Here is a 12,529-nt window from a genome sequence, read left to right as displayed (position 1 = left end):
AGTCATCAGCCGAAATCCACCGCAGTCCAGTCACTCGAATACGCGCGCTCGCCGGGCTTGACCGGCACTGCGGGGTCGAAGCGGCCCGGCGTGAGCTCGTAGCGCAGCTCCTGCGCACCACCGGTCTGCGAGGTGTAATAGCCGGTCAGGATCAGCGCCTTCACCGTCTTCCACGGATGATCCTTCGCGGCATAGGCATCGGCGTCCAGCCGCGTCAGGATCGCGGCGCGGCGCGCCTCGGGCTTGCCCATCCAGTCGCCATTGGCCGCACGATCGAGCTCCGCTTCCAGCCAGTCGAGGTGCCGCAGGCTCCCGTCGCTGCGCAGGTATCCACTGACGCTCGCTGGCGCCGTGTCGCGCACGATCGGCGCGCGGCTCTTTTCCAGGCCATGGGCAAGCGCGAGGATGACGAAGTCCCCCACCCCCACATCGCCTGCGCCCGGGGTGGCCGTGCGCGGAATCACCAATTGGCTGACGTCGCGGATCATCGTGCGCTGGCGGTCGCTCGGCGCGTCGGCCTCATCCTGTTTCGATAGTGTTGCGACGACCGCAGGCATCCCCACGACTGCCGCGAGCAACGCCACACCCCCGCCAAATTCGCGCCGTGTCCAGCCAGACTGACCCATGCTCTACCCTCTCCGCGCCGGTTCTTGCCGGCTCTGACTCCGGCTGATATCAGAATGTATATTCTATTTCTAGCAGGAGAGGCACGGATGCTCAGACTATCGCGCATGATGGAGCTGGGCACCCCCGCGCCCGATTTCGCGCTGCCGGATACCGAGGGGCGCACGATTGGGCTGGCGGATGTCGCCGGTCCCGAGGGGCTGGTCGTGGCCTTCATCTGCAACCACTGCCCGTTCGTGCTGCACGTGATCGACGGCTTCGTGGACTTTGCAAAGGAGTATCAGGCGCGCGGCATCGGCGTCGTCGCGATCTCGTCCAACGACATCGTCGAGTTTCCCGAGGATGACTATGCGCACATGAAGCTGTTCGCGGCGGAGCGCGCATTCCCCTTTCCCTATCTCCATGACGCGGACCAGCAGGTCGCGATCGCCTATGAAGCGATCTGCACGCCGGATTTTTTCATGTTCGATTCCGACCTGCGCCTGTTTTACGCGGGGCAGTTCGATGCCAGCCGACCCAAGATCAATCGCCCGCCCGTACCGGGCCTGCCGCCACTGCGCACCGACCTGCCCGTGACGGGCGAAGACATGCGCCGCGCCGCCGACGCGCTGCTGGCTGGCGATCCTCCGCCCCATCCGCAGCGGCCGAGCGCGGGCTGCTCGATCAAATGGCTCGAGGGGAACGCCCCGACATGGGCGTGATCGCGAACCGCATCTGGCTGCCTTCCGCAGCCGTCGTGCCGCAGGAGCGCGGAACCGACTATTTCGCGCAGGTCGATGGCGCGGAATGGTCGGACGGATTCGGCTGGCATCGCGGCTTCTTCTCCAGCTTCCGCCTGCGCGCCGGGCGCGACGCCTGGTTTCACTTCCCCCTGCCCACCCCTGTGCTGCGTGAGGGGCGGCACCAGGCGCTCGCCGAGGTCTCACTGATGTGGGAAGTAACCGATGGCGCGCGCATTCACTGGCTGGTACTTCAGCACGGCGGGATGGACCGCTTTCCGCTGACCGAGCGCGAGACAGAGCCGGACAGCGAGGCCGTGCCATTCGACCCGCCCGAGCAATGGCGGCAATTCTATCCGGCGTCGGCGCGGCGATTGACGACGATCGCGCTCGATGCCCTGCTGCCGCTGCGCTTCGGGGTGCAGCTTTGCGTCGGAGTCACCGCGCCAAATGAAGACGGGACGATCCGCTTCTACGGCGCTGGTGCTGGCTTTGCCGACCTGGACTAATCGCGACCCGACCGCAGCGCGGCGAGCTTTTCACGAATCGCCGCCTGCTTTTCGGCCGATACGTCGAACCGCCCGACCAGCCACGCCATTGCCGCGCCCGCGATCACGATCAGCGCGGTGACGAACCAGGCGAGCGCGCGCACCTTGTCCTGCGGCATCTGATCGACCGGCAGCCCGACGGGAAAGTCGATAATGCCGAGGAACGACCCGGCAAACAGCGCGACCAGCCCACTGCCGACCTGAAGCCCGATGAACATGAAACTGGCGACCAGCCCCTGTTGCGGCTTGCCGGTATTCGCCTCGTGCTCGTCGCCAATGTCATAGGTGACGGTGTTGAACGGCACGACGTACAGGCCATAGGCCACCCCGCCGAGCACGCGAAACGCGAACACGAACGCCCCGATCGCGGCGCTTGCGGGTAGCGGCGACAGGCCGAGCAGCGGCAGCAGCACCGCGCCCGCCTGCAGCACGAAGAACACCGCCAGGCCCGAGATCATCGCGGTCCGCGTGCCGACCAGCTTCATCCAGGCCGGGGCGAGGAACATGGCGACGAGCGAACCGATCACCCCGGCGATCAGCAGGCGCGGGGTCCAGCTGCCGTCGAGCTGCCAGAAATAGGTGGCGAGGTGCAGCGTCAGCTGGTTCACCACCGAATTGGTGAACAGCACCAGCAAGGCGACCAGCAGCAACAGCCCGACATTGGGCGTGGTACGGATCGCCGCGATCAGCCGCCGGAACAATTGCAGCAACGTCTCGGGTGCTTCGCTCGCCACGCTTTGGTCCAGCGCCTCCACCGTCCGCATCCGCGCACGCGTGCCGAGCAGGCCGATGACCATCAGCGCCGCACCGCAAATGGCGATGAAGAGACCGAAATCGGGATAGGGTGCGGGATTGAGCTGCGGCTTGCTGAACCCGCCGCCGGGGACGAAGAACCACGCGAAGGCGACGTAGGGGACGGTCAGGATTGCCAGCTGATTGCCCATGTTGCGCATCACCGCGACGATGTTGCGCTCACCGGTTTCACGCGTGAGCTCCCCGCCCATCGCGTAGGCCGGCACCGTCCAGAACGAGATGCCAACCCGCGCGAGCAGCCCGAAGCCCAGCAGCCAGGCAAAGATCTGCCATTGCTCCATACCTGCAGGCACCCGGAACACCATCGCGATCCCGACCGCGAACGGCACCACCGCGGCGGCCATCAGCGTATGGCGACGACCCAGCGGCGCACGGTCCATCCGGTCGGACAGCGCGCCGATATAGGGATCGGCCACCGCATCGAAGACGAGGATGATGGCCAGCGCCGCGCCCAGCAACATGCCATCGAGCCCGACGACCTGCGCGTAGAAGAACAGGACGAATGAGTCCCACGCGAAGCTCTTGATCAGCTCCGGCATGGCGCATGCCATGAAGGCAAAGCGGGTCGGCCAGCCAAGCGGCGGCAAGGTCCCTGCGCGCTCGGCCGCCGCCATCAGCTGATCCCCATGATGCGCTTGTTCAGCGCGCGATCGGCCCCGCCAGCAGCGAAATCATCGAACGCGTGTTCGGTGACGCGGATGATATGCCGGTCGATGAACGGGGCCCCTTCGGCTGCCCCCTGTTCGGGATGCTTGAGCGCGCACTCCCATTCGAGCACGGCCCAGCCGTCGAAATCATTCGCCGCCATCTTGGAGAAGATCGCACCGAAATCGACCTGCCCGTCGCCGAGCGAGCGGAATCGCCCGGGGCGATCAACCCAGCTCTGGTATCCGCCATAGACCCCTGCCCGCCCGCTCGGCCGGAATTCGGCGTCCTTGACGTGGAAGCATTTGATCCGCGCGTGGTAGATGTCGATGAACGCCAGATAATCGAGCTGCTGCAGCACGAAATGGCTGGGGTCGTAGAGGATGTTGGCGCGGGGATGGTTGCCGACCCTCTCGAGGAACATCTCGAACGTCACGCCATCGTGCAGATCCTCGCCCGGATGGATCTCGTAGCCGATATCGACGCCCTCATGGTCGAAATGGTCGAGGATCGGGCGCCAGCGCCGCGCCAGTTCGTCGAACGCATCGTCGATCAGGCCCGCCGGACGCTGCGGCCAGGGATAGACATAGGGCCAGGCGAGCGCGCCGGAGAAGCTGGCATGGGCGGTGAGGCCCAGCCGGCGGCTCGCGGTCGCCGCCTTCTTCACCTGGTCCACCGCCCATTCCTGCCGCGCGACCGGATTGCCGCGCACATGCTCGGCCGCGAAGCCGTCGAACTGCGCATCATAGGCCGGGTGGACCGCCACCAGCTGGCCCTGGAGATGCGTCGATAGCTCGGTGATGGACAGGCCGTGCGACGCGGCGATGCCCGCCACCTCGTCGCAATAATCCTGGCTCTCCGCCGCGCGGTCGAGGTCGAACAGGCGCTTGTCCCAGCTCGGAATCTGGATGCCCTTGTACCCAAGCGCGGCGACCCAGGCCGCGATGCTGTCGAGCGAATTGAACGGCGCGGCATCGCCCGCAAATTGGGCGAGAAAGATGCCCGGTCCCTTCAACGTCTTCATCGCGCGCTCCTCAAATCGTCAGATCGACCCAGCCGGCCTCGTCACGGCTGGCGGTCACGGCGGTCTCGATAAACGCCATCCCGCGCAGCCCCTCGGCGACATCAGGCAGCAGTGGTGCAGCCTCGCCGCGCAGTTGCGCCGCAAAGTCGCGGTACAGATTGGCAAAGGCTTCCAGATACCCCTCGGGATGCCCACCCGGCGTGCGGCTGCGTGCGCGCGCGTCGGACCCGAGCGACGCATCCCCGGCGCGGACGATCTCGGTCCGTCCGTCGATGCCGTGCAGCGTCAGGTCGTTGGGCGTCTCCTGCCGCCACACCAGCCCGCCTTTGTCGCCATAGACGCGGATGCGCAGGCCATTGAGTTCACCCACCTCGATCTGCGACGCGAGCAGCACGCCGCGCGCGCCATTGTCGAAGCGCAACAGGATCGCGCAGTCATCGTCGAGCGCACGGCCTGGCACCACCGCGGCCAGGTCCGCGAGCAGCCGCGTGACGCGCAGTCCGGTGATGAATTCGGCCAGCTGAAAGGCGTGAACCCCGATATCGCCGATGCACCCGCCCGCACCCGAGCGTGCCGGATCGACCCGCCATTCGGCTTGTTTCCCTTCCGCGGGACCGGCAAGCCAGCCCTGCGGATATTCGACCACCACCTTGCGCACCGTCCCGATCGCGCCCGCAGCAACCCGCGCGCGCGCCTCCCGCACCAGCGGATAGCCCGAATAGGTATAGGTCAGCGCATAGGGCCGCCCGGCCTGAGCGACGAGATTGGCGAGTTCGCGTGCCTCCGCCAGCGATGCGGTCATCGGCTTGTCGCTCATCACCGCCACCCCGGCGGCCAGCGCGGCACGCGCGGCCGGCAGATGGTGGTGGTTGGGACTGACGATCGATACGAAATCGATCCCGTCCGGACGCGCCGCTTCACCTGCGAACATCGCGGCAAGGTCAGGATAAGCGCGTTCGGGATCCATCCGGTAGTCGGCTGCGGCCGCGCGCGAGCGACCGGGATCGCTGCTGAACACGCCCGCGACCAGCTCGATCTCGCGGTCCAGCTCGGCCGCGATGCGGTGGATCGGCCCGATAAAGGCGCCCGGCCCGCCGCCGATCATCCCCATCCGCAAACGCATCGCCCTCTCCCGCTACAGACCGGTGCCAGAGATCGCTGCGACGTCCACCGCCAGCGCCAACCCAACGTCTTCGGCTGTCCGCGCGACGCGAACCGCGGCCGTGTCGCCGATATCGGTCCACCCGCGATCGTCCCAGTGCTGGAACCGTCGCCGGACCAGCGGAATGCGCACGCGCTGCGCCTCGCCCGGTTGCAGCATGACCTTGGCAAAGCCGACCAGCGCAACCTCGGGCGTATCGCGATACAGCTGGACAACATCGCTCCCGGCGCGTTCGGCGATGTTGCGCACGGTGACGACAACCGCCCCATCCTCGATCGCCGCATCGCTCCATGCGAACCGGGCATAGCCCATCCCCGCGCCCAGCGTATGCCGCGCGCGCCGCCCGGCCGCGATGATGCCACGATGACCAAAGCGGACCCCGTCGCGATAAGGCAATTGCCCATCGGCATCGGGCTTCAGCGCATAGCCGGGATAGTCGCCCTCGTCGCGCGCGATCACCACCGGCATCCGCCCGCCCGGCTCGCGATCGCCGGCGAGCACCTGCGCGATCGCCGCGGCAAAGCCTTCGCCAGGGTACCAGGCGCTGATCAGCGCGGCGGCGCGATCCTCCCATTCGGTGTCGAACGCATGGCCGACATTGCCGACGATGACCGTGCGCGGATTGGCCGCAGTCACCCGTTCGATCAGCTCGATCTGGTCGGCGGCGAGCTTCGTGTCGGGCCGGTCCTTGCTCTCGACGCTGGAGTCGGAGGTTTCGCCGACCATCAGCACCACCGCATCGGCGCGCCGCGCGGCGGCCTCGGCGGCGGCGAGCAGTTCCTCGCGGCTGCCGGGCGCGCGTATGCCGTACCACAGGCCGTGGACGCGCGCGGGGTCGAAGCTGAATTCGACCACGACCTCGACTGCCTTGCCCGCGGTCAGCGCGCGTTCGGCAACCGCCGAATCCCCCGCCTTGAGCACTCCCATCACGTCCCCGGGCGGGCATTCGGTCGTCGCGACGATCTCTTCCCCGTCGACCTGCATGCGCGAGACGCCGGTGGCACCGAGATGGAAGCGATGAACGCCGTCGCGGGTGGGCGTGAACACGCCGCTCGCGCGGATCGATCCGCCCGCTGCAAAGCGCGCCTGTTCATGGACGCCGACGAACCACACCAAGGAATTGGTATCGCGCGTCTCGCGCGATAGCGGCGTGCCGCTGCAGTCGCGGCTTTCGAAATACTCGACCGTCATGCCGCGCGTCGCGCCATCGCCCAGATCGCGCGCCGGTTGTACCGGCATGCCCGGCAGGCGCGGCGCGGGATCGACGCCGGGCTCGAACAGGATCTCGCGCGCGCCACCAAAGCGTTGGCGGATCGCATCGACCGGCGAGGCCAGATCGGGCGAGACCGAAATCTTGGCGAAGGTACCGCCCTGGAAACAGGGTGCGGCGGCGTTGGGACCGATGACCGCCAGCGTGCCGATCGCCTTGGGGGAGAGCGGGAGCAGATCGCCTTCGTTGCGCAGCAGGACAAAGCCCGCTGCCGCCGCCTCGACCAGCAGCGCGTCGATATCGGCATCGCTCAGCGGCGACTGTTTCGTGCCGGTCGCGCGACGTGCGAGCCCGGCGACCCGTGCCGCTGCATCGTCGATCCGCGCGCGTGCGACCTTACCGGCGGCGACCGCGGTTGCCGACTTTGCCCCAAGAAAACGCGCCGGGCCGGGCATTTCGAGGTCGAGACCGGCATTCAGCGTCGGCTCGGTCGAATGCGTGCCGAACCAATCGCTCATGATCGCGCCGCGATAGCCCCACTCGCCCTTCACCACCGTCGTCAGGACATGGTGCTGCTCGGCGCAGTGCAGGCCGTTCACGCGGTTATACGCGGCGAGCATACCGGCGCATCCGGCCTCCGCCGCGAACTCGAACGGCAGCAGATACACTTCGCGCAACGTCCGCTCGTCGACGCGAACGTCCACCGTGTCGCGGTCGGTCTCGCTGTCGTTGCAGACCAGGTGCTTGGCGACCGATGCGGTGCCGGTGGATTGCAGCCCCGCGATCCAGCTCGCGCCGAGGACGCCGGCGAGCAGCGGATCTTCCGAGAAATATTCGAACGCGCGCCCGGCGAGCGGACTGCGCGCCAGATTGATGTTGGGCGCGAGGACCGCGTCGACGCCGCGCCCGACCGCCTCCTGCCCGACCAACGTCCCGATGCGCCGCGTCAGATCGACGTCCCAGCTCGCCCCCAGCGCGGTGGCGCAGGGAGACAGGCGCGCGATGTCGCGCTCGTCCACCTTGCCGCTGGCAATGCCCATCGGACCGTCGCTCATCGTGAAAGCGGGAATCCCCGCCTGGGGGATCGCTACCGACGACCACATGGCCCCGCCCGCGGTCAGCGAAGCGGCCTGATCGAGAGTCAAATCTGTCATGAATGCAATCCGTTGTGCCGCGCGCGGACGCACGGCAGGCGGGCAGCGCGGCGCGATGCCGCCACCGCCCGCATGGGGTCAGGCGGCAAGCGCCAGTTCCTTGCTGTCCTTGGTCGTCGGGACGAACGGCAGGTACGACACGCGCATCCGCACCGCGAACTCGATCCGATGCTTGCCCGGGGCGAGGCCGCCCGGCTTCAGCGCGATGATCCGCGCCTTCTCCCCGAAGTTCCAGCGGTCGTCATAGACGGTTTCCATCTCGTCGAGCGTGTAGGTCTTGCCACGTACCGAGAAGCGCACATCCTCACGCGCGATCTGCTCGCCATCCACGCTAACCTGGATATCCTCGACCATCGACAGGCCCAACCCGCGATAATAGGGCAGCCGGCCGAGAAAGGCGAAGCCCACCGCCGCACCGTCTTCGATCACATTCTCGAAGACGTCGGTGCAGATCATCTTGTTGTCCATCATGGTGCCGATCCTCCCTTATGCAGCAACCAGAGCGGCCGGGACCGGCTCGCCGATGAGCTGCGCAAGCATCACCTGCTGGCGGCGGACCTGCTCCACGCTGTCCGGCTCCTCGGCGTCCTCGATCCAGCGATTTCCTTCATATTCGGAGCAGATATAGCCGTCGTAGCCACCCTGCTTCAGCACCGCGACGATCTGGTCATAGGGGATCGACGGTTCGACATAGTCGGGGTCCATCTGATAGAATTTGCCGTGGATGTTGTGGATGCGCGGCATGTAGTCGAGCATCCGCTTCGGCTCGAACGCCGCATTGTGTCGCGTCACTTCAGCCATCGCGATCGCCGGGCCGACGCCGCCCATCTGCTGGACGTTCAGGATGATATACTCGCTTAGCATCCGGTCCTCATACGCCTTGACGATATAGTCGGCGATGTGGGCGGGGACGCCCAGCCGCTTGAACTTCTCCGCCATCACCGGCGGATAGGCGTGCAGGAACATGCCCATGTCGGGCAGGAAGCCGAGCGCGTCGGAACCGCTCTTTTCAAAGGCTTCGGCGTGGCGAATGATCCACGGATGGTCGAAGTGCAGCGGCGCGTGCACCTCGATCAGGATCTTGATCCCCTTTTCTTCGGCATGGGGCGCGGCGGCAACCAGCACTTCGGGCGCGATCGAGACGAGCGCGCGGATATATTTCATCCCCAGCCGCGCACCGAAGTCGATGTCCTTGCGCACGCTCGCGACCTGCTCGTCGAACGGCATTTCGCGGCCTTTGTAGCGCTTGTAGTCGAGCATGAAGTCGTGACTGACCGGCACGCAGTCATACTTGGCGATCAGCTGGTGCCAGTTCTCGATCGCGGCATCCTCGACCCCGACCTCGGGCCAGCCCCAAAAGCTTTGTTCGCCGATGATCTCGATCCCGTGCGCGCCGAACTCTGCGCTGGTCCGGATACAATCTTCCAGGGTCATCTTCCCCTGAAACGTCTCGTTCTGATAGCTGTAGAGGCTCACGCCCCGCTTGATCGTACCCATAGACCCTCTCGCATTTTTTGCGCGCAGCATGGCCGCTTTATCTGCGGCGCAGCGCTTGCGGCCACCGCGCGCTCTAATTAGAACCTTAATTCTATAAAGCGCCGAACGGGTCAAGTTCGAAAGTGTGGGGGGATGGATTGCGATGGCGTTCGGACTTCGGATTGTGGCGCGCATTGCCGCGCTGCTGCTGGCTGCCGCGTTCGGGTTTTTCGGCTATTTCAAAAGCGTTGCGCCACGCGCCGTGCTCGAGCAGCACCACGCCTGGACCACCGCCCTGCCCGAGTTGCTGGGACGCGCGGTGGGGCTGAGCGAACTGCTCGCCGCTGCGCTGCTGGTGATCTTTGGCGCGATCCTACCCGCGCGTGCGCGGGTCGCTGCAGGCGTCGCGCTCTACGTCGTCGTCAATCAGGTCTGCGCCGCATTGGCCCATGTCGTGCGCGAAGAGGTTGCGGCGCTGCCCCAGAACGCCGTACTCGCGGGGCTTGCCCTGCTGATCATCGCGGCGGCGCGCACCCGACGCGTTCAACCAGAATAGAATTAAGATTCGCCCAATCAAAAAAGGGGGCGGGTTAGTGCCGCCCCCTTCCCCCTTTTGAAGACGGCGCGCGTCAGTCGCCGGGAAATCCGGCAGCCTTGTCATATGGCTTGATCGTCACCTTTCCCGTCGCCGCCCATTCGGTGCCGCGCGCGAACAGGGTTTTGAAGCCGTCATACTGGATCGTGTCCGGCCCGTGGCCCAGCGTGATCGAGAAGACGCGGCCCTTGCCATAATCCTGCACCCAGATTTGCGGGTTGGGCTTGCCCATATTCTGCATCTTGGCGAGGTTTTCGGGGGCATAGGCCTTGGGATCATATTTGGGCCCGGCGCGCTCAGGGGCATAGTCGGCCGGATCGTCGATCGCGGTCGCCAGCACATGCACCTTCGCGGCAGGATCGAACACCATGTTGGTGTATTTGTCCTCCATGAAGTTCCAGTGATAGCGGCGCAGCCCCTTGGTGATCGGATGCTCGCGATCGACCAGTTCGATGCTGAACGCGTCCGGCGGCGAGCGCCGGCTGACCCCGGGCACCATCACCGCGCCGAGCAGCCGCCGATATTCGGGAATGTCCCGCCCCCAGGTGAAGGACGAGTGATAGGCGACCAGCCCGCCGCCCTCGGCGACATAGGTGTAAAGCGCCTTGAACGCGCCGTCGGACCAGATGTGCTGATCCCTGTCGCCATAATTCCAGCGGCTGGAATAGTTGAGGATGACGACGTCATATTTCTTGAGCATCGCCAGCGTGCCGTCGTCGAAATCCTCGGTCACGCGGACGTCGAAGCGGCCGGTGTCCTTGAGCTGGGTGCGCAGCCGGTTGTTCACGCCGGTCCAGTCATGCTCATAGCTGTTCTGGCCGCTGATGATCAGCACCTTGAGCCGCGCGTCCTTGGGATTGGCGGGCGTCGCAACGCGCTGCACCGTTTCGGACGGCGCATAGGGGACATTGTCCACCGTCACCGGGATATCGGCGACCGGCACGGTCTGTGCCGACGCAGTAGTGGCGAACAGGCTGGTCGCGAGCAGTAACGGCATGACGCGCATCGGATCAATTTCCCCGGAAAGTGAATCAGGCGGTGGCAGGCTGCGGCGTGCGCTCCATCGGCCAGGCCAGCACCACCAGCGCCTGCAGCGCGAGCAGCACGACCGGCCAGCCATAATAGGACCAGCGGATCGTCTCGCGCGCGGTATCGCTTACGGCGGTCGAGACATAGCCCGCCGCGCCCAGCGAGTAGGCGATCGCCGCCGACCCGATCGCCATGCCGACCTTGGTCGCCAGGCTAATTCCGGCGGACAACAGCCCTTCATTGCGTGTGCCGAAGCGCGATTCGTGATAATCGACCGTTTCCGCCGCCATGGTGAAGATGCCGGTGATGGTGATCGAGGTGACGACCGACGCGGTGATGTACAGCGCTAGGAACGCCGGCGGGCTCGCCTCGGTCAGCGGCAGCATCAGAAACAGCGCGACCGCGATGAGGCAGGCGACGAAGCACCCCTTGCGGATACCGGTGCGTGCCAGGATCGGCGGCGCGATGAATGCAGCGATCAGCAACGTGCCCGAAATGGCGGGCAGCAGGATCGAGATCATCCAGGGATGGCCCAGCACCTCGATCGCGAAGAAGGCGGTGAGCGAGATCATTGTCCCGAACCGCACGAAATAGAGCAAGGTAAAAACGAAGCACACCAGCCAGGCGCGGTTGCGCACCATCTCGCCGATCGCGGGCAAGACCGCAAAGCTTGGCGAGGCATTGTCCTCATACCGCTCCTTGCAGTTGCGGAAGAGCAGGAACAACGCGATCAGCGATAGCCCTGCGAACAGGATCGCGGTGGCAAGGAAGCCCCGCTGCATATCCCCACCGCCGAACAGCCCGACCAGGGGCATCGTCGCGGCTGTGCCGAGGATCACCGAAATCGACGTGCCGATCGAGCGCATCCCGCCGAGCTTCAGCCGCTCGCCGGTGTCGGTCGTCATCATCGGCATCAGCGCTGTGTAGGGGATCGACCCCAGCGACATCAGGATGCCGAGCGCCTTGAAGGTCAGGAAGGCGTAGATCAGCTTCGCATTCTGCGACCAATCGGGCACGGTGAAGACGAGAATGAACACCAGTGCATAGGGAATGGCGGTGAACAGGAAATAGGGTCGCGTGCGCCCCCAGCGCGTGCGCGTCTTGTCAACGGCGATGCCGACAAAGATGTCGATGACGGCATCGAGCAGCCGCGCGGCGAGGAAGATCGTCCCCACCGCCGCCGCAGGCAGCATCGCGACATTGGTATAGTAGAAGAGCAGGAACGCGCCCGCCATGTTGTAGGCGAGGCTGAAGCCGAAATCGCCCGCCCCATAGCTCAGCCGCTCGGTGAACGAGAGGCGCGTGCCGGCCGACTGCGCCTCAGCCGCCAAGGGACGCCACCGTCAGTTCGAGCAACTCCTTTGACGGGCGGATCGGGCGATATTCGTAGCCGGCCGCCTTGGCCGCGCGGACCCGGTCACCCAGGCTGTCACGCGCGTCGGCTAAAATCCATTCGACACAGGGGGAATGCTTCACGGCGGGTCCTTAAAGAAAAATGGGGCGACCGTTTCCGGCCGCCCCAAGGCGGGT

Annotated in this window: 13 protein-coding genes; 3 read left to right on the top strand and 10 right to left on the bottom strand. The window is 65.9% G+C overall.

Features of this window, described 5'->3' with window-relative positions; all coding sequences use genetic code 11:
* Positions 1–5: 5 nt before the first annotated feature.
* On the bottom strand, positions 6–626 hold the full coding sequence (locus ACRYLO_RS17755) for a gluconate 2-dehydrogenase subunit 3 family protein (protein ID WP_482661382.1): 621 nt from the start codon (positions 624–626) through the stop codon (positions 6–8).
* An 87-nt stretch (positions 627–713) separates the two neighbouring features.
* Between ACRYLO_RS17755 and ACRYLO_RS17750 the strand changes: the two genes are divergently transcribed.
* Together ACRYLO_RS17750 and ACRYLO_RS17745 are read left to right on the top strand one after the other, a co-directional pair.
* A complete protein-coding gene (locus ACRYLO_RS17750; RefSeq protein ID WP_482661381.1) occupies positions 714–1,325 on the top strand; it encodes a thioredoxin family protein in 612 nt (203 codons plus the stop codon).
* On the top strand, positions 1,316–1,852 hold the full coding sequence (locus ACRYLO_RS17745) for a hypothetical protein (protein WP_482661380.1): 537 nt from the start codon (positions 1,316–1,318) through the stop codon (positions 1,850–1,852). The genes ACRYLO_RS17750 and ACRYLO_RS17745 overlap by 10 nt, the downstream gene beginning before the upstream one ends.
* Here ACRYLO_RS17745 and ACRYLO_RS17740 read toward each other — a convergent pair.
* The 6 genes from ACRYLO_RS17740 to ACRYLO_RS17715 form a co-directional block, all read right to left on the bottom strand.
* Positions 1,849–3,318, bottom strand: coding sequence for an MFS transporter (locus ACRYLO_RS17740; protein ID WP_482661379.1), 1,470 nt, complete (start codon positions 3,316–3,318; stop codon positions 1,849–1,851). The two genes, ACRYLO_RS17745 and ACRYLO_RS17740, sit on opposite strands and share 4 nt — an antisense overlap.
* Positions 3,318–4,373 (bottom strand): sugar phosphate isomerase/epimerase family protein, encoded by a 1,056-nt coding sequence (locus ACRYLO_RS17735; RefSeq protein ID WP_482661378.1) that lies wholly within the window; start codon positions 4,371–4,373, stop codon positions 3,318–3,320. The genes ACRYLO_RS17740 and ACRYLO_RS17735 overlap by 1 nt, the downstream gene beginning before the upstream one ends.
* 10 nt (positions 4,374–4,383) lie before the next feature.
* On the bottom strand, positions 4,384–5,496 hold the full coding sequence (locus tag ACRYLO_RS17730) for a Gfo/Idh/MocA family protein (protein ID WP_482661377.1): 1,113 nt from the start codon (positions 5,494–5,496) through the stop codon (positions 4,384–4,386).
* Between the two features lie 12 nt (positions 5,497–5,508).
* A complete protein-coding gene (locus ACRYLO_RS17725; protein WP_482661376.1) occupies positions 5,509–7,899 on the bottom strand; it encodes a beta-glucosidase in 2,391 nt (796 codons plus the stop codon).
* A 78-nt stretch (positions 7,900–7,977) separates the two neighbouring features.
* Positions 7,978–8,367, bottom strand: coding sequence for a C-glycoside deglycosidase beta subunit domain-containing protein (locus ACRYLO_RS17720; RefSeq protein ID WP_482661375.1), 390 nt, complete (start codon positions 8,365–8,367; stop codon positions 7,978–7,980).
* 18 nt (positions 8,368–8,385) lie between these two features.
* Positions 8,386–9,396: a sugar phosphate isomerase/epimerase family protein gene (locus ACRYLO_RS17715; RefSeq protein WP_482661374.1), complete on the bottom strand. Its 1,011-nt coding sequence runs from the start codon at positions 9,394–9,396 to the stop codon at positions 8,386–8,388.
* A gap of 142 nt (positions 9,397–9,538) precedes the next feature.
* On the opposite strand from ACRYLO_RS17715, the gene ACRYLO_RS17710 reads away from it, so the two are divergent.
* Positions 9,539–9,931 carry a DoxX family protein gene (locus ACRYLO_RS17710; RefSeq protein ID WP_482661373.1) on the top strand — a complete coding sequence of 131 codons (393 nt, stop codon included), beginning with the start codon at positions 9,539–9,541 and terminating at the stop codon, positions 9,929–9,931.
* Positions 9,932–10,004: 73 nt separating this feature from the next.
* On the opposite strand, the gene ACRYLO_RS17705 is transcribed toward ACRYLO_RS17710, so the two are convergent.
* The 3 genes from ACRYLO_RS17705 to ACRYLO_RS17695 are packed head-to-tail and all read right to left on the bottom strand — an operon-like array spanning position 10,005 to position 12,475.
* Positions 10,005–10,967, bottom strand: a complete 963-nt coding sequence (locus ACRYLO_RS17705; RefSeq protein WP_482661372.1) for a ThuA domain-containing protein — start codon at positions 10,965–10,967, stop codon at positions 10,005–10,007.
* A 34-nt stretch (positions 10,968–11,001) separates the two neighbouring features.
* A complete protein-coding gene (locus ACRYLO_RS17700) occupies positions 11,002–12,330 on the bottom strand; it encodes an MFS transporter (RefSeq protein WP_482661371.1) in 1,329 nt (442 codons plus the stop codon).
* Positions 12,320–12,475 carry a hypothetical protein gene (locus ACRYLO_RS17695; RefSeq protein WP_482661370.1) on the bottom strand — a complete coding sequence of 52 codons (156 nt, stop codon included), beginning with the start codon at positions 12,473–12,475 and terminating at the stop codon, positions 12,320–12,322. The genes ACRYLO_RS17700 and ACRYLO_RS17695 overlap by 11 nt, the downstream gene beginning before the upstream one ends.
* Positions 12,476–12,529: the final 54 nt, after the last annotated feature.

It is taken from the genome of Sphingomonas sp. SDUR79, assembly GCF_056821745.1.
This window is presented reverse-complemented; position numbering and strand designations above follow the sequence as displayed.